19 protein-coding genes are annotated in these 19,968 nt (G+C 57.1%); 5 read left to right on the top strand and 14 right to left on the bottom strand.

Annotated elements, in window-relative coordinates; genetic code table 11:
• Positions 1–24: 24 nt before the first annotated feature.
• The 10 genes from ABD735_RS03245 to ccoN all read right to left on the bottom strand — a co-directional run bounded on the left by ABD735_RS03245 (position 25) and on the right by ccoN (position 10,244).
• Positions 25–1,461 carry a methyltransferase domain-containing protein gene (locus tag ABD735_RS03245; protein ID WP_344803227.1) on the bottom strand — a complete coding sequence of 479 codons (1,437 nt, stop codon included), beginning with the start codon at positions 1,459–1,461 and terminating at the stop codon, positions 25–27.
• Positions 1,454–2,185 carry a sulfite exporter TauE/SafE family protein gene (locus ABD735_RS03250; RefSeq protein WP_344803229.1) on the bottom strand — a complete coding sequence of 244 codons (732 nt, stop codon included), beginning with the start codon at positions 2,183–2,185 and terminating at the stop codon, positions 1,454–1,456. Before ABD735_RS03250 ends, ABD735_RS03245 begins: the two co-directional genes overlap by 8 nt.
• A complete protein-coding gene (gene ccoS, locus ABD735_RS03255) occupies positions 2,185–2,403 on the bottom strand; it encodes a cbb3-type cytochrome oxidase assembly protein CcoS (protein WP_344803231.1) in 219 nt (72 codons plus the stop codon). Before ccoS ends, ABD735_RS03250 begins: the two co-directional genes overlap by 1 nt.
• 7 nt (positions 2,404–2,410) lie before the next feature.
• The gene (locus ABD735_RS03260) at positions 2,411–4,930 is read right to left on the bottom strand and encodes a heavy metal translocating P-type ATPase (RefSeq protein WP_344803233.1); all 2,520 of its coding nucleotides are present in this window, start codon (positions 4,928–4,930) and stop codon (positions 2,411–2,413) included.
• Positions 4,911–5,513 carry a FixH family protein gene (locus tag ABD735_RS03265; protein ID WP_344803235.1) on the bottom strand — a complete coding sequence of 201 codons (603 nt, stop codon included), beginning with the start codon at positions 5,511–5,513 and terminating at the stop codon, positions 4,911–4,913. The genes ABD735_RS03260 and ABD735_RS03265 overlap by 20 nt, the downstream gene beginning before the upstream one ends.
• A gap of 42 nt (positions 5,514–5,555) precedes the next feature.
• Entirely contained in the window at positions 5,556–7,004 is a 1,449-nt protein-coding gene (gene ccoG / locus ABD735_RS03270) for a cytochrome c oxidase accessory protein CcoG (RefSeq protein ID WP_344803237.1), read from the bottom strand.
• A gap of 92 nt (positions 7,005–7,096) precedes the next feature.
• On the bottom strand, positions 7,097–7,990 hold the full coding sequence (ccoP, locus tag ABD735_RS03275) for a cytochrome-c oxidase, cbb3-type subunit III (protein ID WP_344803239.1): 894 nt from the start codon (positions 7,988–7,990) through the stop codon (positions 7,097–7,099).
• Positions 7,991–7,996: 6 nt separating this feature from the next.
• A complete protein-coding gene (locus ABD735_RS03280; protein ID WP_344803241.1) occupies positions 7,997–8,170 on the bottom strand; it encodes a cbb3-type cytochrome oxidase subunit 3 in 174 nt (57 codons plus the stop codon).
• Positions 8,171–8,175: 5 nt separating this feature from the next.
• The gene (ccoO, locus tag ABD735_RS03285) at positions 8,176–8,790 is read right to left on the bottom strand and encodes a cytochrome-c oxidase, cbb3-type subunit II (protein ID WP_344803242.1); all 615 of its coding nucleotides are present in this window, start codon (positions 8,788–8,790) and stop codon (positions 8,176–8,178) included.
• Positions 8,791–8,816: 26 nt separating this feature from the next.
• Positions 8,817–10,244, bottom strand: a complete 1,428-nt coding sequence (ccoN, locus tag ABD735_RS03290) for a cytochrome-c oxidase, cbb3-type subunit I (RefSeq protein ID WP_344803244.1) — start codon at positions 10,242–10,244, stop codon at positions 8,817–8,819.
• Between the two features lie 342 nt (positions 10,245–10,586).
• On the opposite strand from ccoN, the gene tusA reads away from it, so the two are divergent.
• The gene (gene tusA, locus ABD735_RS03295) at positions 10,587–10,844 is read left to right on the top strand and encodes a sulfurtransferase TusA (protein WP_344803246.1); all 258 of its coding nucleotides are present in this window, start codon (positions 10,587–10,589) and stop codon (positions 10,842–10,844) included.
• 2 nt (positions 10,845–10,846) lie between these two features.
• Here the strand turns inward: tusA and dsbD are convergent, their stop codons facing one another.
• Positions 10,847–12,823, bottom strand: a complete 1,977-nt coding sequence (gene dsbD / locus ABD735_RS03300; protein WP_344803248.1) for a protein-disulfide reductase DsbD — start codon at positions 12,821–12,823, stop codon at positions 10,847–10,849.
• Between the two features lie 339 nt (positions 12,824–13,162).
• Between dsbD and ABD735_RS03305 the strand changes: the two genes are divergently transcribed.
• Genes ABD735_RS03305 through ABD735_RS03315 form a run of 3 tightly spaced genes read left to right on the top strand, consistent with a single transcriptional unit; the run spans position 13,163 to position 16,833 of the window.
• Positions 13,163–14,797 carry a DEAD/DEAH box helicase gene (locus ABD735_RS03305; protein ID WP_344803250.1) on the top strand — a complete coding sequence of 545 codons (1,635 nt, stop codon included), beginning with the start codon at positions 13,163–13,165 and terminating at the stop codon, positions 14,795–14,797.
• Positions 14,798–14,823: 26 nt separating this feature from the next.
• Positions 14,824–16,071 (top strand): 4-phosphoerythronate dehydrogenase, encoded by a 1,248-nt coding sequence (locus ABD735_RS03310; RefSeq protein WP_344803252.1) that lies wholly within the window; start codon positions 14,824–14,826, stop codon positions 16,069–16,071.
• A 48-nt stretch (positions 16,072–16,119) separates the two neighbouring features.
• Positions 16,120–16,833, top strand: a complete 714-nt coding sequence (locus tag ABD735_RS03315) for a flagellar brake protein (RefSeq protein ID WP_344803254.1) — start codon at positions 16,120–16,122, stop codon at positions 16,831–16,833.
• A gap of 6 nt (positions 16,834–16,839) precedes the next feature.
• Here the strand turns inward: ABD735_RS03315 and htpX are convergent, their stop codons facing one another.
• Genes htpX through ABD735_RS03330 form a run of 3 tightly spaced genes read right to left on the bottom strand, consistent with a single transcriptional unit; the run spans position 16,840 to position 19,358 of the window.
• The gene (gene htpX, locus ABD735_RS03320; RefSeq protein WP_344803256.1) at positions 16,840–17,730 is read right to left on the bottom strand and encodes a protease HtpX; all 891 of its coding nucleotides are present in this window, start codon (positions 17,728–17,730) and stop codon (positions 16,840–16,842) included.
• A gap of 15 nt (positions 17,731–17,745) precedes the next feature.
• Entirely contained in the window at positions 17,746–18,135 is a 390-nt protein-coding gene (locus ABD735_RS03325) for a hypothetical protein (protein WP_344803258.1), read from the bottom strand.
• A gap of 5 nt (positions 18,136–18,140) precedes the next feature.
• On the bottom strand, positions 18,141–19,358 hold the full coding sequence (locus ABD735_RS03330; protein ID WP_344803794.1) for a pyridoxal phosphate-dependent aminotransferase: 1,218 nt from the start codon (positions 19,356–19,358) through the stop codon (positions 18,141–18,143).
• 121 nt (positions 19,359–19,479) lie between these two features.
• On the opposite strand from ABD735_RS03330, the gene msrB reads away from it, so the two are divergent.
• A complete protein-coding gene (gene msrB, locus ABD735_RS03335) occupies positions 19,480–19,893 on the top strand; it encodes a peptide-methionine (R)-S-oxide reductase MsrB (RefSeq protein ID WP_425548559.1) in 414 nt (137 codons plus the stop codon).
• Positions 19,894–19,968 lie beyond the last annotated feature (75 nt).

A 19,968-nucleotide genomic window follows, 5' to 3' on the forward strand; every position in this document is an offset into this window, starting at 1 on the left:
GCGGCCTGGAGTCCGCCCGGCGCTTCAGGCCTCTGCCCGGCGAATTACGATATGCAGGTAGCGCGCAAGTTGGCGGAAGGGATCCTGCAATGAGACTTCGCGCTCGGCGGCCAGAAGCCTCTGGTATCGCGCAAGGGCTGTAGCAAAGTCTTGTTCGGTATCCGATGATTCAGCTTCCGGGTCCGCAGCCTCCGGTGATCCCGGAGGGTTAGCCTCGCCTGACGGAGCCGACTGCAAATGCCCCTGTTGATAATCAGCGAAACAGCGGAGGCCGCGCAGGGTTTCAATGCGAAAACCGTTGAGCCCGCACCAGGCTGCGATCTCATCCGGCGTAAGCGGGTACACTGGCGTCAGCCCTCCGCCGAAGGGACGCGGCCGTGCCGGCAGCGCTTCATAATGGCCGCGTATCAGTCGTCTGAAACGCAAGCCGTGCTCGTTATATACTGCCAGGGAGAGTCGACCACCTGGTGCGAGTCTGTCACAGATCTGACTGAGCAGTGTGAGCGGTGCGTCGGTCCATTCGATGATCGCGTGAGCAAGAATCAGGTCGAATTGTCCACCTATCGTATCGATGGCTGCTTGCGCAAAGTCATTGACCGCCTTGATCTCCGGGGTCTCTTGTCCAGGCTGCGCCGCTAGTGCCCGCGTCATATTGGCAATGGCGGTGTCCAGCATGCTGGCTGACGGTTCGATCAGCACCAGTCGCCTGGTCGAGCGCAGTAAGCGACGGCTGATCGGCGCTTCGCCACAACCCACATCGAGCACCTGCATTCGCTCAGACCTTCCACCTACAATCGCTTGCACATCCTCGAGGATCAGATCCCGTCGCAGGCGGCCCTTGTCGCTCGCGTAGATGCGCTGGGAAAAATGTTGTCGGATGGGCTCGAAGCTGTGACCTGAATTCATCCTTAGCCTCTCTACCAGCATGGTGGCCGCCTGTGCAGGATCAGTCGTTTCAGGCATCTGAATCAGCGCGAAACCCCTTTTGTCGGCAGTTGCGATAGCCTGACGATAGAGTCGGTCGAGTTCGACTGCCAGCTTGGCCAGTCGCTGGACAAGGTCGTTCTGGTCGAGTCGCCCCAGCTGATAAGCCTGCAACAGCGCCCGAGCCGATGTGAGTACGTCGACATCATCCTGCCATGGCAGCGCCGCGAGAATATCCTGCAGTGCCTTGGCTTCGTCCTGCCCACTGAAGCAGGCTCTAAACCGTGCCTGACACTGTTCACGAAGGCTGCGTTTGCTGATGCGCCAGCACACGAGCAGACTGCGCTGCCATGATGAGGTGGCGGCGCGCAGGGCAGCTTCGGAACTGGAGCTCGCGATGATGTCTGCGAGTCTTCGAAGACTGTCGATCTCTCGAATATCCAAAGGATGCTCATGAAACGCACCGAGTTCGGATCGCAGCGTCGTGAAGTCCGTACACGGCGTCTGTAGTAGATAGATGATAGCGGGTTCAGGCATGGGTCGAGGCGAACATGCGGATGATGGCACCGAGTGGGATGGTCCAGATTCCATAAATGACCAGTAGACAGCCTGCGGCCTTGCGAACGTCTCGACGGCCCAGTATGCGACGGACGTGGTAGGCCAGCAGACCTGCTGAAATCATGCTCGGAAGTGTTCCGAGGCCGAAGCAGAACATCAACAAGGCAGCCTGTGGACCGTCTGCCTGGCTGAATGACCAGGCCAGTGCGCTATAAACAAGCCCGCAAGGCAACAACCCCCACAGCATGCCTGCTGCAATGATCTGCCAGAGAGATCTGGCGCCCTGACGAGATTCGGTAGCTTCGCCACAGGGGCGTGCCGTGATTTTCTGGGCGCGCTGCACCGGTTGAAATAGTCGGCTACCGATGCGTTCAAGCGAGACCAAACCGTACCACCACTGGCCCACATACAGGCCCATGGCGATCAGCAGCAGCCCGGCAAAGGTCCGTAGCAGAATCAGCACCGGCATATTGATGACAAGCACCGATCCAATAGTGCCAAAGATCAGGCCGAGCAGGGCATAGCTGAGCAGACGGCTGAAGTTGAAGAGTACGACCGGCGCGAGATCTATCCTCGCGCCTGGGCTAGCGCCGCCGCTTTGCTTGCTCGACAGCGATTGGGCACCGGCAATACCGCCACACATGGCCAGACAGTGGGTGCTGCCCAGCAGGCCGATCCCGACAGCGATGAGCGGCGTCCACATCAGGCTGAGGAGTCCTTATCAGACGCCCTGCCGGATTCAGCCCTGCTCTCGCTAGCTGTCTTGTCCGGAGTCTCCGCGAGATCGTCATCGAACAGGATGCGATGTGCCGGCCCTTCCAGGTCGTCGTACTGGCCGTTACGTACGGCCCAGCGAAAGATCAGAACTGCCACGCTCAGCAGTATCAACGATAGTGGGATGAGAACGAGTACAATTTCCATGACGGCCTCAGGCTGGTGAAATTCGATTCAGTCGCATGGCATTGAACAGGACAATGAGCGAACTCAGGGACATGCCAATGGCCGCGGCCCAGGGCGGAATCAGGCCAGCCACTGCCAGCGGCAATGCAAGCGCATTATAACCCAGAGCCCAGCCCAGGTTCTGCCGTATGATTTTCAGCGTCTTTCGCGCATGAGCGAACGCATCGGGCAGGACGCCCAGACGACCTGCGCCGAGCAAAGCATCAGCTTTGACCTGGGCCAGGTCGCTGGCCTCATGCATCGCGATAGAGACATGGGCTGCCGCCATGGCTGGCAGATCGTTGATGCCGTCGCCAATCATCGCCACCACTCTGTCCTGCTGCAGGCCCTGAACGGCTCTAAGCTTGTCATCCGGTGAGCAGCTGGCGAGCGCCTCCTCGATTCCGAGCGCTTCAGCCACTCTATGAACGGGACCTGGTCGGTCTCCGGACATCATTCGGCAGTCCTGATCGAGCGTATTCCTCAGGCTGCTGATGATCTGCCGACTTTCAGGCCGGATCTCATCATCGAATTCGAATCGGGTAAGCTCTGGTGTGGGAGAAGCACTGACGAACCAGGCTTCGGTGTGCTCATCGTCACTGTCTCCGAACGCATGTCCGACAAGTAGTTCAGATATGAAAGCAGCGTTGCCGAGTCGGTAGACGATGCCGTCTAGCTGGCCTTCGACGCCGGCCCCCGGTACCACCCGTACCGATTCAAATCGCGAATGCTGTCGCTGCACGCCGCTGGTCATCCCCTCAGCTGCCTTTGCCAGTGCTCGAGACACCGGATGCTCGGAATGGTCGGCCAGGTCCGCCGCGAGTTGCAGACGCGACGGGTTGACCTCGTTCCGAAGCGAAAGATGGCCGAAAGTCAGCGTGCCGGTCTTGTCGAAGACAGTGGTATCGACGCGGGCCATAGTCTCTATGGTATGACCTCGAGTCACGATGAGCCCCAGTCGCCGCAGCGCATTCGTGGCTGTTGTAAGAGCAGTCGGCGTAGCCAATGCCAGTGCACAAGGGCAGGTCACCACAAGCACCGAGAGGGCAATTTCAAAAGCCCGTTGAGGTGAGCCCGGATCGTGCTGATACCAGAATGCAAACACCAGCGTGGTCACGACCAGCACGCCAAAGACGAAGCTGCCGCCAATCCTGTCAGCCAGGCGAGCTACAGCCGGGCGCTCGGCTAGGGCTCTGTTGACGAGACGATCGACTGTCGAGAGGAAACTCTCACCACCGACCCTGATGACGCGCGCTGGCACAGGCGTGTCGACGACGACCGAGCCGCTCAATACCGTATCGCCCGGATACTTCCGCTGCGGTCTGAACTCGCCGGTCAGCGCAGCTTCATTGACGTGATAACTTTGAGCATGGTGACTGTCGATTCGGCAGATGTCGCCGTCAAAAGGAATGAGTTGACCGCTTCCAAGCCTGATCACATCGCCAACCTGCATGTCGCGCACCAGCACCTGATCCTGAACATGCAGGGTGACCGGATCAAGGCGTTCGTACAATACAAAGCGTTGCTGCGACAAGCGGGCTGATTCATGAACCATCTTCAGTCGGGCACGATGCTCGAAAAAGCGGCCCAGCAACAGGAAGAAGGTAAACATGCAAACTGAATCGAAATAGACCTCGTCACCGCCCTGCCAGGTAATCCACAGGCTTGCGCCATAGGCCAGTGCCATCGCCAGCGCGACTGGCACCTCCATCGTCAACTGCTGAATCTGACGCATTCTGACTGTGTTGATCAGACTGCGCTTTGCACCGGCAAAGAAGGGCTGTGCGGAAAAGAAGACAACTGGTGTGGCAATCAGCAAACTGGCCATACGAAAGAAGGTCAGCATGGTTTCGCCGCTGACATCGAGCAGCCCGAAATAGGTCGGAATCGCCAGCATCATGGCCTGCATGGCACCAATGCCGGCGATGCCGATGCGCAGCAGATCCGTGCGCTGGCTCTTCTGTAGCTCGGCCTCATGTGCCTCGGCTGTCAGGGGAGTGGCTTCATACCCCAACCGTCGTAAACGACTCAGTAATGTGCTCAAGGGAATATCCGCCTGATACCACTCGAGCTGTGCCTCGTGCGTACTCAGGTTAACCAGACAGCTATCAACCCCCGACTCGGTCCGCAGAGCGTTCTCGATCAGCCAGACGCAGGCTGCGCAGGTGATGCCACGAAGGCTGAGCCGAATGCTGTGCAGCGTCCTGGACGTCCCGTCGGGCGCCTTTACACTGCGAGACTCGGCCAGTTCTGCCAGCAGGTCGTCCCGGTCATAGACCGAGAGCGCCGCATCCTCCGAATCGGACATCTCGTCCGGGCGAGGCAGTGGCGTGTCCAGATACTGATAGAAACGTCCAAGGCCCTGGCCAAGAATCAGTTCAGCAACGGCCTTGCAGCCATAGCAGCAAACATGATCGACCGTATCGGCCGCCCGCTGGACGGCAATGACGACGCCTGGCGCAATCGGGTTATGGCAGTGAAAGCAGGTGTCAGTCGGATGCTTGGCCAAGTGCCACTGAGTCCTCTTGCGCCAGATCACCTTCTGCCCTGATTCGCCAGGTATTTGCCGAGTCGGTCAAGCTAAAATAGCGGCGGCCACCGAGTGTCTGAAGGACTTCCGGGCTTACGACGCTCTCATAGCTACCGTAGCTGCCATCACCAACCTGTGAGGGGTAGAGCTGAATGAATGCGTCCTGATCTGCCTTCGTGGGGTGGGCCACTTCGAGCACGAGGGCCGGTGGGGTAGGGATATGACCGAGCCGCTGACCTTCAGCCGAACTGCTGATGCTGCTATCCAAAACGATACTGAGCTGACCGCTGCTGTCATCCAGAGTCATCGTGCCACTCAGCCCGAGGGTTTCCGCTACTCTCTCACGCGCCATGGTCTGGTTGATGGCAAGTCCCTCCTTGTAGTAGTCGTCGCTGACCAGTGCGGTGTCGCTCCGAATCGCCAGCGTCAGCATGATGATGCCGAAAACGACCGAGGAGGAGGGAATTGCGATGAGTAACCATACCCACTTCTCCTTGTACCAGGGACGGGACTCCACTGCATCCGCTGTGGGACGGCTGGACGACGGTTCTTGCTGGGGCATGGCTTGAATACTCAAAGGGGCTCGTGGCAGCACTACTGATCGTCAGCGTGCTATGGGACCAAGGAAGGTGCTCTGTGTGTGCACTGCCTGGCTTGTCATGTCATCAGGTACGAGCGTGAACTCGAGTTCGTAGTTACTCTGCTGAATGGTTTCGGGGTCGACTTCTACTGCGACCGGTAGTGAAGCGACGGCCGCCGGGGCTACGGTGATCGTTGTCTTGCCGCTGATCTGGAAGTCGAGAGCGCCGGTGACTTCAACCTGGAAGGTCCGCTCGACATCTGTCTTGTTCGAGATCTGCAGTAGGTACGAGTTTTCAATGAAACCGCTTGGCGCCGTATTGTATAGCGCCCCCCTGTCGCGTAGCACATCCAGAACAAGATCGGATCGATTCAGAATAAAGTAGGCGAAAAACGCGATCATTGCAGTCAGGGCCACCCCATAGCCGATAGTTCGAGCTCGCAGCAAGCGGGATGGCTTGCCATTGAGTTCGCGTTCGGTAGCGTATCGAATCAGCCCAGGGTCGTAACCCATTCTGTCCATGATGTTGTCGCAGGCATCGATGCACTTGGCGCAGCCAATACACTCGTATTGCAGGCCGTCGCGAATGTCGATGCCAGTGGGGCAGACCTGAACACACATGCCACAGTCTATGCAATCACCCAGGCCGACGGCCTTGTGGTCGACAGACTTCTTCCGGCCACTGCGAGGCTCCCCCCGCTCTGGATCATAGGCCACAGTCAGGGTGTCCTGGTCAAACATGACCGACTGGAAGCGAGCGTATGGACACATATAGATGCAGACCTGCTCTCTCAGCCAGCCGGCGTTGAGATAAGTGGCTATCGTGAAGAACGCTATCCAGAAATAGGCCCATCCGCTGACAACCGAGAAAGTGAAGAAATCCGGCACGAGATCTCGGATGGGATAGAAATAGCCGACAAAAGTCATTCCTGTGGCGAGGGCGACGAGCAGCCAGCTGGCGTGAGTGAGTCCCTTCTTGACGACTTTCTCTTTTGACCAGGCCTGCTGGTCCAGCTTCATGCGGGCATTGCGGCTGCCCTGGAATTTCTCTTCCAGCCACATGAAAATGAAGGTCCAGACTGTCTGCGGACAGGTGTAGCCACACCACACGCGGCCGAAGAGGGTAGTCACAAAGAACAGACCAAACGCTGCGATGATGAGCATGGCAGCAAGGAGAGTGAAATCCTGTGGCCAGAACGTTGCACCGAAAATATGAAACTGTCGCTCAGGAAGATCGAAGTGAACGAGTTGCTGTCCGTCGATGCTGACCCAGCAGGTCAGGAAGTAGGCGCCAAGAAAAAAGTACAGCGTGAAGGTCCGGATTCTCTGGAAGAAGCCGAGCACTTTCTTGACATAGATCTTCTTGCGCTTTTCGTATAGATCGGTTGTTTCCAGGTCACGTCTTGAATCAGCGTGAAGCGAGGCACCCGCTGCCTTTGGGTCTATCTGGGTAACCGGAATTCGATCTGACATAGGCCTCTCACATGCAGTGAATCGTCAGCGGCACTGCAACAGAGGCTGCAGTGCCGCGGGACATTCGAGGCTTATCTACCTGAGCTTTGTCTTTATTTTTGCTGAGATAAGCTTTTTACGTAGGCGGCCAGAACATACAGCCTGTCCTCGCCGAGAACTTCTTCGAAGTTCGGCATCCTGCCTTTGCGGCCATAGCGCAAAGTCATTTCCACTATATTCTGGGTGCCGCCGTACAGCCAGATACTGTCGCTCAGGCTTGGTGCACCAAAGGCCTCGTTGCCTTCGCCGTTGGCACCATGACATACCACGCAGTTCTGCTGAAATTTTGCGGCTCCGGCCTGGGCAAGGGTCTCATCCACATTTTTCTGCCCACTCAGCGAACGGACGTAATGGGCTACCTGCGTGATGCCCTCAGCGCCAAGAGCATCCTGCCATGCTGGCATCAGCGCCTGACGACCGTTCAGCAATGTCTCGAGAATCTTCTCGTGCGAACCGCCATACAGCCACTCGTCATCCGTAAGATTCGGGAAACCGACATTACCTCGCCCGCCAGAGCCATGACAGACGGAGCAGTTGTTGGCAAACAGGCGCTGACCGATGCCAAGCGCTTCCTCATCGTTCATCAGCTGCTCGGGGTCCTGAGCGGCCAGTTCAGCGTAGAGCGGCGCGTATTTCTGATCCGCAGCCACGATCTCATCGCTCCATTGGCCGTGTGAAGTCCAGCCAGCTACGCCCTTGAACGTGCCCAGCCCCGGATAGATGATGAGATAGATGATGCCGAAAATGATGGTGAGCCAGAACAGCTTCAGCCACCACATTGGCATCGGATTGTCATATTCCTCAATGCCATCGAAGCTGTGTCCGGTCGTCTCCTCGGTAGAGTCCTTGAAGCGTTCGCCTTTGCGTGTCGCCAGAATAAGCCAGGCGCAGCCAAGAATAGAACCCAGAACGATGACTGATATCCATACAGACCAAAAGGTACTCATAGCCCATTAATCCTGTTGTTTCTGTAGAGTTTCACGGTCTTTTTCCTCGTCCGCGAAAGGAAGGTTGGCGGCTTCGTCGAACTGTTTCGCGCGCTTTCTGCTGAATGCCCAGAAAATCAGTGCGATGAAGGTGGCCATGAGAACAAGCGTAAATATGCCTCGAAGCGTGCCTGAGTCCATCAGTATTACCCTCGCTCACGGCCGCTTCGGACAGTACCCAGCTGCTGCAGGTACTCTACGAGGGCCTCGATTTCATACTTGCCTTCTACGGCCTCAGCCGCGCCGGCAATGTCCTCATCGGCATAGGGTACGCCCACACGACGCAGCCCCGTCATCTTCGCGGCGGTCTGACTGGCATCGAGCTTTTGCGAGAACAGCCATGGGAAGGCCGGCATATTCGACTCCGGCACCACATCTCTGGGGTTGTAGAGGTGTGCGCGCTGCCAGGCGTCGCTGTACTTGTTACCAACGCGTGCCAGGTCTGGACCGGTACGCTTCGAACCCCAGAGAAAGGGATGGTCGTACACGAACTCGCCCGCCACAGAATAGGGGCCGTATCGCTCCGTTTCTGAACGGAAAGGCCGGATCATCTGTGTGTGACAGACGTGGCATCCTTCACGGATATAAATATCACGCCCTTCCAGCTGGACTGCTGTGAGTGGTGTCAGGCCTTCGATTGGTTCAGTCACCGATTTCTGGAAGAACAGTGGAACGATTTCCGCCAGACCACCAAAGCTCACCACCAGGATGATGAGTGGAATCATCAGCCCTAGGTTGGTTTCAACAACTTCATGTTTCATCAGTCAATACTCTCCAGCTAATGTCTTCAGGCAGCCTGCGCTACGCTGTCCAGACTGACGGCTTTTTCCTGACGCACAGTACGGTAGAGGTTATAGGCCATCACGAACATGCCGCTCAGGAAGATGAGGCCGCCGAGCGCCCTGATCACATAGCCGTAGTAACTGGCATCGACCGACTGCACGAAACTGTAGGTCAGCGTGCCATCATCGTTGGTAGCGCCCCACATGAGACCCTGCATGATGCCGTTCACCCACATGGCTGCGATGTAGAGCACAGTGCCGATGGTCGAGAGCCAGAAGTGCACGTTGATCAGGTTGACTGAGTACATTTCCTTCAGGCCATAAAGACGTGGCAGGAGATGATACAGCGCGCCGATCGAAATCATGGCAACCCAGCCAAGGGCGCCGGAGTGCACGTGTCCAATTGTCCAGTCAGTATTATGCGAGAGCGCGTTGACTGTCTTGATCGACATCATGGGACCTTCAAACGTCGACATGCCGTAAAAAGAAAGGGACACGACCAGGAAGCGTAGGATCGGGTCTGTGCGCAGCTTGTGCCAGGCGCCAGAGAGGGTCATCATGCCGTTGATCATGCCGCCCCATGACGGCGCCAGCAGTATCAGTGACATGACCATGCCTGCGCCCTGGGCCCAGTCTGGCAGGGCGCTGTAGTGAAGGTGATGCGCTCCGGCCCAGACGTAAATACTGATCAGCGCCCAGAAGTGCACGATCGACAGGCGATAGCTGTAGATAGGGCGTTCGGCCTGCTTTGGCACGAAGTAATACATGATGCCGAGAAAGCCTGCGGTCAGGAAAAAGCCGACTGCATTGTGGCCGTACCACCACTGGACCATCGCATCGATCGCGCCAGGGTAGATCGAATAGGACTTCAGCGGGCCCACAGGCACCGCCATGCTATTGCCGATGTGCAGAATGGCTACCATCAGGATGAATGCGCCAAAGAACCAGTTGGCGACATAGATATGCTTCATCTTTCGCTTGACCACGGTACCGAAGAACACGACCGCGTAACTGATCCAGACGATAGCCAACAGTATATCGATGGGCCATTCGAGCTCAGCGTATTCCTTGCTTGAGGTGTAACCGAGAGGCAAGGTAATGACTGCGGCCACGATGACAGCCTGATAGCCCCAAAAGGTAAAGCTGGCTAGCCCGTCAGAGAACAGTCGCGCCTGTGAAGTGCGCTGCACGACATAGTAGGATGTGGCAAAGAGTGCACAGCCGCCAAAGGCGAAGATGACGGCGTTGGTATGCAAGGGACGCAGACGACCGAAGTGGAAGTAGGGTAGTGAAGTATTCAATTCTGGCCACACAAGCTGGGAGGCTATCAACACGCCCACCGTCATGCCGACGATGCCCCAGACGACGGTCATGATCGCGAATTGGCGAACGACCTTGTAGTTGTAGGTTTCATTGCTCACTGCAGTAGTCATTCTCTTACCACGCTGGATATTGAATTACGGTGTTACCGGGATTCCTGAATGTTGTCCGAGGTAGCCGCAAGCGCCACTGGATGGGTGGGGCTGCTTGAAACGGCTCGCATACTAGGTTCGCACTCTGGGTGAGTCAACCTAAAAAATGAGCAGAGCGCCGGTAGGCATGGTCGCCGATTCAGGTGAACAATAGTCGCAAAGAACGACTCTCGCTATACTGATATAAATCAAAGCGGATGCATTACAGCTGCGAAGATGCATCCAGAAGATGCTATTTGTAGTTGTGGTGGTTCTGCTGAAAGTTTAACCGACCTCGACACCGGAAGCGACAGAGAACGAAAAATGGACGATACCGGGGCAATCTATACCTGCAACATGGACCTCAGGGGAATGTATTGTCCCGAACCAGTCATGAAGCTGCATGAACTTATACGTACACTTCAACCTGGCGATACCATTCTGGTTCGTGCAACTGACCCGGCGACACAGCGGGATATTCCCAAGTTCTGCCTGTTCCTGGGACATGAGTTGTGCGAGTCGCACATTCAGCAGGAAGAGAACGAATTTCATTACGTGATCAGGCTGGGGTCAAACACCTGAGCTCAGCGGCTTGCTGTCAATTCGCGATTGGTCAGTAGCACATCAGCCAGATGCTGACTGAACGCGGCCAGTCCAATTTCGCCAACAATCCGCTGATTTTCCAGCTCGCGCCCCTGGCTGCTGAAAAATAGCAGCGCCGGCGGTCCGAACAATCGGAAGCGGTCCAGCATGGCCTTGTGCTCGACGTCATTATCGGTGATATCAGCCTTGATGAGGGCAAAGGCCTGTAGCTTGCTGCTCACATTGGGATGGGGGAATACCTGACGCTCCATCACCTTGCAGCTGATGCACCAGTCCGCATAGAAGTCCAGCATGGCTGGCTGACCATTTCGGACAGCTGTCGCGAGCGCTTCGTCGAGCTCTGCAAGGGTTTTCACGACTCTGAACGAATAGGCTTTACTGGTGTCGACAGGCTCGACGGGCGCCGCCAACGACAGAGCACCCCCAGCATCGAGTGAACGGCTATTCAGTGCGAAGCGCTCGAGTGGGCTGAAAGGATTGCTACTGCCCGCCGCTGCGCCCAGGAGCAGGGTGACGGCATAGATGAAAAGAACAAGGCCGAGCCCCTTTCGCAGGCGAAAGACACCAGAACCCTGTTCCTGTGCAGGCAGCGTGTCGAAGGCGCCGAGGTAGACGGCGGAGACCCCTGCCAGCACGCCCCATAGCGCCAGAGTGGCAGCGCCCGGCAGGATGCGCTCCAGAAGCCAGACTGCCACGCCAAGCAACATGATGCCAAACACAGCCTTGACTCGGTTCATCCAGGCGCCAGCCTTGGGGAGCAGACGTCCTCCGCCAGTACCGAGGAGCAACAGGGGTAAGCCCATGCCCAGGGCCAGTACCAGCAGTACGAGTCCGCCATACAGCGCATTCTGGGTTGTGCTGATATAAATGAGGACCCCGGTCAGCGGTGCGGTGACACAGGGGGAAACCACCAGAGCTGAAACAGCGCCCATGCCAGCAACGCCGGCAAGATGCCCACCGCTTTGCTTCTGTGAGACCGAGTTCAGGCGGTCACGCAGGAAGGCTGGTAGCTGCAGCTCGAAAAGACCAAACATCGCCAGTGCCAGCACAACAAAGATGACACTGAATACCGAGAGCACGAAGGGATTCTGCATGGCGCTCTGGATATTCGCAGCCGCACCGAAATAGCCAACGACTACGCCGGCGATGGCATAGGTCACGGCCATACCGAGCACGTAGCTGAGCGATAGCATGAATGCCCTCGGGGTGGATGGCCTTTGCTGCTGACCAGCAATGATGCTGGATAGAATCGGTATCATCGGGAAGACGCAAGGAGTAAACGCCAGACCGATGCCGAGGAGGAAGAACAAGCCAAGGTTGAACAGCGTACCTTCCGACAACAATATGCTGGCAAGTGAACTCGCCGATTCGGTATCGATGCCGCCTGAGCCACCAGGCCCTGGCGAGCCGTTGACTACGCTCGCAGCAGAATCAGGTCCTGAGTCCGCCATGTACAGCGCTTTTTCAGTCTGAGGCGGATAACACAGGCCCGCTTCGGCGCAGCCCTGATAAGTGACGGCCAGTTCTATTTCAGACCGGGCTGTCTGTGCTTTCGCTGCCAGTATGTCGAGGGCGGGGCGAATGTCTACGGTCAGGACAGCCTTTTCGTAAAATACCTCCACAAGACCAAAGTACTCATCTTCCTTGGGTTCGCCCTCGGCAGAAAAACCGATTTGGGGTTCGAGATGGGCGAGATCGGGCGCCGTGAAGCTGATGGCAAATCTGTCTTTGTAGAGATAATAATCAGGCGCAATGTCCCATTCTGCCCTGAGCTGTTCGCCGTCGACACTGGTTCGAAGCCTGAAGGCCTCCTGTGGCGGAAGAAACTCCGACGGTGCTGCGGAGAAAGCTGGTGAAGCGCTGTCCGAGCCAGTGGAGAATGGCGCCACGGCAAGCGCAGGCTGACTCAGCGTGAGCAGCAGGGCCATAACACCAAGAATGTTTTTCAGCATGACCATGTATGCGCAATCCACCAGTTTTATTGCGTCGCTGCCGAGACCCCGAAACGTCACAGGCAGCGCCAGACCGAGCTTTCACCGGCGTCAGAATACACGAGGCTGGGCCCGCAAAGGTTGACGATCCTGTCATAATGACGAAAATCAACACAATCCTGACATCCGGTTACAGGTCCCTATTGACATTACCCCGGCTTGCAGCACGGGTAGGGCTGGCGTACATTACCACCACTATCAGAGGTAGTGAATGCAGCCGTCCTTCGGCGCATATAGAAAAGCAGCCCTCCAGGCGTCCGACACTACCTTCCTATCAAGCCAAGCCAGCAAGCAGAGACAGGCCTTTTGACAGATACAAACGATCACAAGACAGCGGCGCAAGCCATCGATGACAGCCCGGTTGGAAGGGAGACTGCTGGACGACCGCAGGCTGCGCAGACAGTGCCGGAAGTAGGCGGTGAACAGGCTGCTGGTGAGCAGGCTGACAGCACCTCAAGCACGAGCGCCTCTCAGGACGGCGCGCCACGCATCGATGACAGCGCTGGTTTCCCGGATGCGCCAGACTGGGACGACGAAGCCAATGTGTCGGTCGACTCAGACGTGCGTGCAGAAGAACATGCTGCCGAGCGCTCCAGGGCCCACGTCGAGCAGTCGGAAAACGCAGCTGCAGCGCGTGAGGCCACCGCAGGAGACGCCGACGAGACGATGACTGAAGTCGAGATGGCATCCGATGACATGGCGGATGGGCAAATCCCCGTTTCGCCTTCAGCTCCTCAGGCGGGCAAGGCTGCGGACGAAGCCGTCGGCGTCAAGACCAGTGAGGTGGCGTTCAGCCAGCTCGCGCTGAATCCGGCGCTGCAGAGTGCGCTCGCGCGGATGAATTTCAGTCACTGCACGCCAATTCAGGCTCAAACGCTACCTGTCACCTTGACCGGTCAGGACCTGATTGGTCAGGCGCAAACCGGCACGGGCAAGACAGCAGCCTTTCTGCTGACCATTCTGGAGCGAATACTGAGCCGCCCGATAGCGCTCGAGGACCGCTTTGCCAGTGAGCCCCGCGCCGTGGTCATCGCGCCAACACGGGAACTGGCCCTGCAGATCGAGAAGGATGCGCGCCAGCTCAGCCGGGGCATCAATCTCAATATCGTGACGCTGATTGGCGGTACACAGGTCGACCGTTTCAGGAAGCGTCTGCGCGAAGAGGCCCTTGATCTGGTCATCGCCACGCCTGGTCGTCTGATAGACCACATCAGCAGCCGTGACCTCTTCCTCGACCAGGTCGAGATCATGGTGCTTGACGAGGCTGATCGCATGCTGGACATGGGTTTCATCCCCGATGTAAAACGCATCGTTCGGCTTACTCCAAGAGGCCGGCAGACATTGTTGTTCAGTGCGACCTTCAGTGAGGACATCATGGAGCTGGCCCGGCGCTGGACCCAGGATCCTGCAGAGGTATTGCTCGCGGTTGACAACCTGCAGGCAGCCACTAATGTCGAGCAGCGGGTCTATATGGTTGAAAGCAGCCAGAAGCTCAACTTGCTGGTGAACCTTCTGAAGAGCGAAGAGCTGTCACGTGTCATCGTATTCTGTAACAGGAGGGATCAGACACGCGCCATGAACGAGACCCTGGCGAAGAACAACATTCCGGCAGAAATGATTTCAGGTGAGTTGCCGCAAGCCAGAAGACAGAAGGCGCTCGAGCAATTTCGCGCCGGACGGTATCGCGTACTCGTCGCCACGGATGTTGCTGGTAGAGGTATTCACATTGAAGGCGTTTCTCACGTCATCAACTTCCATTTGCCCGAGGATCCGGAAGATTACGTGCATCGCATTGGCAGAACTGGCCGGGCAGGGGCATCGGGCGTCTCGATCAGCTTTGCCTGTGAGGATGATTCCTTCATGATTCCGGAACTGGAAGCCTATCTCGGCAAGAAGCTCGAACTCACTCATCCCGACGAGTCACTGTTGGGGAATCCCTGAAGATTACCGTAGAAGCGAGCCGATAAATGGACACTGTCGCCCAGGCACAGACTGCCGAAGCAGACCGGCGCCTCACCATCGTAGCTGATGAGAACATGCCCCTGCTGGAGGCTTTCTTTGCCAGCATCGGCAATATCATCAAATTGCCTGGCAGAAGAATATCGCGGCAGGACCTGCTTGAACGCAATGCCGACATTCTTCTGGTTCGATCCATCACCCCTGTGAATCAGGCGCTTCTCGAAGGCACTTCGGTCAGCTTCGTTGGCTCGGCCACGGTTGGTACCGATCACATCGATACCGACTGGCTGAAGCAGGCGGGGATACCGTTCGCCAATTCACCCGGTTGCAACGCCAGCGCTGTCGTGGAATATGTGCTCAGTGCCATGACCGTGGTGCTGGACGAGCGCGACAAGTGCTTTGAGGATGTGAGTGTCGGCGTCATTGGTTGTGGCCATGTCGGCGGAATGCTGGCAGATATCCTTGAAGAGCTTGAGTGCACCGTGGTGCGCTGCGATCCACCGCTGCACGATGCCCAGCAGGAAGCTCAACAGGCGATGGCAGCGAAGGGGCGTGACGAGGGCAGGCAGCCGTCGCAGCCGGTGTACGAGCCGATGGAAAAGGCAATGGCTTGCGACTTCGTTACGCTGCATGTGCCGCTGATCAAGGAAGGGCCTTACCGGACCTTGCGCCTGCTCGACGCCGACATGCTCGCGGCCCTGCAGTCTCACCAGACCCTGATCAATACCAGCCGGGGGCAGATTATCGATCAGGCGGCTCTCAAGCAGCGCCTGCAACGCATCGACGAGCTGTTTGCGGTGCTGGATGTTTTCGAAAACGAGCCGAATATCGACTACGAACTGATGATGCTGTGTCGTCTCGCTACGCCGCATATCGCCGGTCATTCACTAGACGGCAAGGGCATGGCCACGGCGCAGGTCTATGAGGCGCTGTCGAATACATTGGGCCTGCCTGTACGCCACAAGCTTGGCCAGTTCCTGCCTGAGCCGCCACTGCGCAAGATGAATTTTTCCCGGGATGCAGAGCCTCAGTGGGCATTGCATACGGCGATTCGAGCCTGCTACGACATCAGGGGTGACTACAACAAGCTGCGCCATGGGCGCTACTTGCCGGAAGAGAAGCGCGGCGAGTATTTCGACAGTCTGCGGTCCAACTACCGAATTCGACGCAGTTTCAATCGCGTGAAGGTGGGTCTCAAGGGTGGACGCTCGGTGCTACAGGATTATCTTGAGGCAGTTGGCTTCAGAATCGACTAGGCTTTCACGGCAGCCTGATCAGGCTGAGTCGAATCAACGAGAGATTACATGGCGCAGCAGGAAAAACCATCTCAGTATCAGGGCAAGGATGTCGAGATCGATTTCGATCAACTCGGCCTCGCGATAGGAGATCCGCTGTTCCTGGAATCGGCTGATCAGCAATCACGCTATCCAACGCGCCTGGTGGGTTTCTCCAAGGGGCAGTCGATTCTGATCAAGATGCCGGTGGCAGACGGTCGGCAGATTATCCTGAAGAAAGACCAGCCCTTTACGGTCAGGTCAGCCGCCCGTAACAAGGTCTGCGCCTTCAAGAGCAGAATCATCGAAGCGCACCTGTATCCATTCGCTTACGCTCACCTGGCTTGGCCTGAAGAGTTGCTGGCGCTCGAAGTTCGAAATGCCCAGCGGCTGAAGATTGAGCTGCCGACGGATATCACCCCGGCAGAGGACGGTGTTGTGGAAGGCTGGCCAAAGACTGGTATCGTCTGCGACCTCAGCCGGACCGGGGCAGGTCTCAAGTCGAGGGTGTCGATCGGCTATCCAGACGACCGGATCAGGACGAGCTTCAATCTGAGCGTCAGCGGCATCAGCAAGAAGTTCAGAATCAGCTGCATCATCCGCCAGCGCCAGGTCATGAATGATCCTGACGACGTAAACCGTTACCTGTACGGCTTGCAGTTTGTCGAACTGTCCGATGCCGCCAAGATCATGCTCACTGGCTTTATTTACGAGCAGCAGGATCTGGCAGCGGGACACTCCTGAGCCGGTTCAGCTAGCTCGGCTTCGCAGCGCCATGATGCGCTCTTCCAACGGGGGGTGGGTAGCGAACAGCTTTTTCAGGCCTTCCTTGTATCCCGCATTGATGCCAAACGCCTGTAAATTGTCCGGCATCTGGTTTGGTACACCACTCTCGCTTCTCAGCCGCTCGAGCGCGCCCACCATACCCGATGTTCCGGCCAGTCTTGCGCCCCAGTCGTCCGCCCTGAATTCACGTCTTCTCGAGAACCACAGCACGATGATCGAAGCCAGGATGCCCAGCACCACTTCGGCAAACATGGTAGCGATAAAGAAGCCGATGCCATGCCCGCTTTCATTTCTGAACACCACCCGGTCGACAATGCTGCCGATAATTCGGGCAAAGAACAGAACAAAGGTATTCACCACACCCTGAATAAGCGCGAGAGTGACCATATCGCCATTGGCGACGTGGCCGATTTCATGAGCCATGACGGCCTTCGCTTCCTCTCGACTGAAACGGGAAAGCAGGCCCTGGCTTACAGCCACCAGCGCTGCGTTCTTGTTCCAGCCAGTAGCAAAGGCATTGGCCTGTTGTGCAGGGAAGATCCCAACCTCGGGCATGTCGATGCCGGCCTGCTCTGCGAGCTCAGCGACGGTGTCCATCAACCACTGCTCGGTGCCATTACCGGGTGTCTCGATAATACGGGTGCCGGTGCTTCGTTTTGCCATCCACTTGGAGATGAACAATGAAATGAGCGAGCCACCGAAGCCAATAACGGCGCAGAACACCAGCAGGGCCGTCAGGTTGAGGCCGCCACCGCTTTGCTGCAGATATGAATCGAAACCAAGCAGCCGCAGGGTAAAGCTCGCAACCAGCACGACGGCCAGGTTTGTAGCGAGGAACAGGATAATTCTCAACACCTTTCAACACTCCTTCTAGTCGTGCACCAGATAGTCTTCGCACAGCCGTGACAAGGTAGTACTGGACTCATGACGGAGCGCCTGCTCGAGAACGTGTGCCACCGATTGGCCCCGTTCAGGTACCAGCTTCGCCAGTCTGGCGAAACTGTGCTGGGTAAGCACCGCCTGATCAACGGCTTCCTGCCGTATGGTGGATTCGTAACGCAGGTAGCCCTCATCAGCCAGCCAGATCATTGCGCCAAAACAGCTCTGGTGCAAGTTACTGTTCAGACCGAATTCATCCTTTTCTTCAGGACCGATGATGTCTTCGACAAAAACCGTAGCCTTGCGTGGGAACACTGTGTAGAGCTGGAGCAGCACTGCGATGCAGTGCTTGTGAAACTCCTCGATATGGAGATCTGCCATGGCGACTAGTGCTGTTCGTAGCCGGCGAGAAAGCGTCCGATGCGTCCAATGGCATCCGCGACTTCATCCACCCTTGGCAGGAACACGATGCGCAGATGCTGGGTATCGTCCATGTTGAAGGCGCTGCCCTGAACCAGCAGGATCTGCTGTTGACTCAGGAGGTCGTAGACCAGCCGTTCGTCATCCAGAATGGGATAGCGCTTCGGATCCAGCTTCGGGAACATGTACATGGCTCCCTTTGGCTTCACGCAGGTGACGCCTGGAATGGAGGTCAGGGCATCGTAAGCGACTTTCCGCTGCTCATACAGCCGACCACCCGGCGCCACCAGGTCATCGATGCTCTGATAGCCACCGAGTGCTGTCTGAATGGCGAGTTGGGCCATCACATTGGAGCACAGCCGCATCGAACTGAGGATGTTGAGGCCTTCGATGTAGTCTCTTGCCTTGTGCTTGGCGCCGCTGATAATAAGCCAGCCAGCTCGATATCCGGCAGCACGATGGTTCTTGGAGAGACCGTTGAAGGTCATGACCAGCAAATCGTCGCACAGTGCGGCCGTTGAAGTGTGAGTCGTGCCATCGTAAAGCACCTTGTCATAAATTTCATCGGACAGCAGCACCAGGCGGTGTTCTCGGGCGATCTCGATCATGCCCTTGAGCATGGCCTCGTCATAGACCGCACCTGTTGGGTTGTTCGGGTTGATGATGACCATGGCACGGGTATTCGGCGTGATCTTGCTCCTGATATCATCGAGGTCCGGGTACCAGTCTGCCTCTTCATCACAGCGGTAATGCACCGCTTTTCCGCTAGATAGCGTGACGGCAGCGGTCCACAGTGGATAGTCCGGTGCAGGAATCAGTACCTCGTCTCCACTGTTGAGCAGGGCCTGCATGGTCATCACGATCAGTTCGCTGACGCCGTTGCCGAGATAGATGTCTTCAATGTCGACATTGGCAATGCGGCGCTGCTGCGTGTAGTGCATCACGGCCTTGCGCGCAGAAAACAGGCCTTTGGAGTCGACATAACCCTGGGCCTGGGAAATGTTGTAGACCACGTCCTGCTGGATTTCTTCTGGTACGTCAAAGCCGAAGACGGCGGGGTTGCCGATATTCAGCTTGAGAATACGTGCGCCTTCCTCTTCGAGCCGCTTTGCTTCCTGCAGCACCTGGCCGCGAATGTCGTAGCATACGTTCTGAAGCTTGTTTGACTTCTTGACCTGGTACATCATCGAATCGGATCCATCGTCCTATGTGGGAATATCTGGTGGCTACCCCGTAAAGAGTAGGTGTCACAAGCCCTTAAGCATACATCAATTCTGATGTTTAGCATCGACCAGCAGAGAGTAGATGAGTATGTCCTCACACGAAGATCACACAAAACTCACAGACGAAGAGTGGCGCCAGCGCCTCGACGAAAACACCTTCAGGATAACGCGCCAGGGTGGCACCGAGCCGCCTTTCAGCGGCGAATACAACGGGCTCAAGGCCAGTGGCGAATACAACTGCGCCTGTTGCGGCGTCGAACTGTTTTCCAGCGAGCAGAAATACGATTCTGGTTCAGGCTGGCCCAGCTTCTGGCAGCCTGCTGTGGAAGCGCATGTGGCCGAGAGCCGCGATGTGAGTCACGGCATGGTCAGGACCGAGGTGCTGTGTCAGAATTGCGGCGCCCATCTGGGGCACAAGTTTCCGGACGGACCTCAGCCGACGGGTGAACGCTATTGCATCAACTCGGCCAGTCTCGATTTCAGGCCGAAATCCTGAGGCAATCTGGCTGCCGCCAAGCGTGACAGTCCCGAGCGGCGACACCGTCGCCGACGGGTCCATGGAATGAACACA

Source organism: Allohahella marinimesophila (assembly GCF_039538005.1).
GTDB classification, from domain to species: domain Bacteria; phylum Pseudomonadota; class Gammaproteobacteria; order Pseudomonadales; family Oleiphilaceae; genus Allohahella; species Allohahella marinimesophila.

Excerpts from the sequence above, each read along its gene's own strand:
- ABD735_RS03325 (WP_344803258.1), bottom strand. The coding sequence starts at position 18,135 with ATGGCAGATCTCCATATCGAGGAGTTTCACAAGCACTGCATCGCAGTG.
- ccoG (WP_344803237.1), bottom strand. The coding sequence starts at position 7,004 with ATGTCAGATCGAATTCCGGTTACCCAGATAGACCCAAAGGCAGCGGGT.
- ABD735_RS03265 (WP_344803235.1), bottom strand. The coding sequence starts at position 5,513 with ATGCCCCAGCAAGAACCGTCGTCCAGCCGTCCCACAGCGGATGCAGTG.
- ABD735_RS03245 (WP_344803227.1), bottom strand. The coding sequence starts at position 1,461 with ATGCCTGAACCCGCTATCATCTATCTACTACAGACGCCGTGTACGGAC.
- ccoS (WP_344803231.1), bottom strand. The coding sequence starts at position 2,403 with ATGGAAATTGTACTCGTTCTCATCCCACTATCGTTGATACTGCTGAGC.
- ABD735_RS03280 (WP_344803241.1), bottom strand. The coding sequence starts at position 8,170 with ATGGACTCAGGCACGCTTCGAGGCATATTTACGCTTGTTCTCATGGCC.
- ABD735_RS03250 (WP_344803229.1), bottom strand. The coding sequence starts at position 2,185 with ATGTGGACGCCGCTCATCGCTGTCGGGATCGGCCTGCTGGGCAGCACC.
- ccoP (WP_344803239.1), bottom strand. The coding sequence starts at position 7,990 with ATGAGTACCTTTTGGTCTGTATGGATATCAGTCATCGTTCTGGGTTCT.
- ccoN (WP_344803244.1), bottom strand. The coding sequence starts at position 10,244 with ATGACTACTGCAGTGAGCAATGAAACCTACAACTACAAGGTCGTTCGC.
- msrB (WP_425548559.1), top strand. The coding sequence starts at position 19,480 with ATGAGTATGTCCTCACACGAAGATCACACAAAACTCACAGACGAAGAG.
- dsbD (WP_344803248.1), bottom strand. The coding sequence starts at position 12,823 with ATGGTCATGCTGAAAAACATTCTTGGTGTTATGGCCCTGCTGCTCACG.
- ABD735_RS03330 (WP_344803794.1), bottom strand. The coding sequence starts at position 19,358 with ATGTACCAGGTCAAGAAGTCAAACAAGCTTCAGAACGTATGCTACGAC.
- ABD735_RS03315 (WP_344803254.1), top strand. The coding sequence starts at position 16,120 with ATGGCGCAGCAGGAAAAACCATCTCAGTATCAGGGCAAGGATGTCGAG.
- tusA (WP_344803246.1), top strand. The coding sequence starts at position 10,587 with ATGGACGATACCGGGGCAATCTATACCTGCAACATGGACCTCAGGGGA.
- ABD735_RS03310 (WP_344803252.1), top strand. The coding sequence starts at position 14,824 with ATGGACACTGTCGCCCAGGCACAGACTGCCGAAGCAGACCGGCGCCTC.
- ccoO (WP_344803242.1), bottom strand. The coding sequence starts at position 8,790 with ATGAAACATGAAGTTGTTGAAACCAACCTAGGGCTGATGATTCCACTC.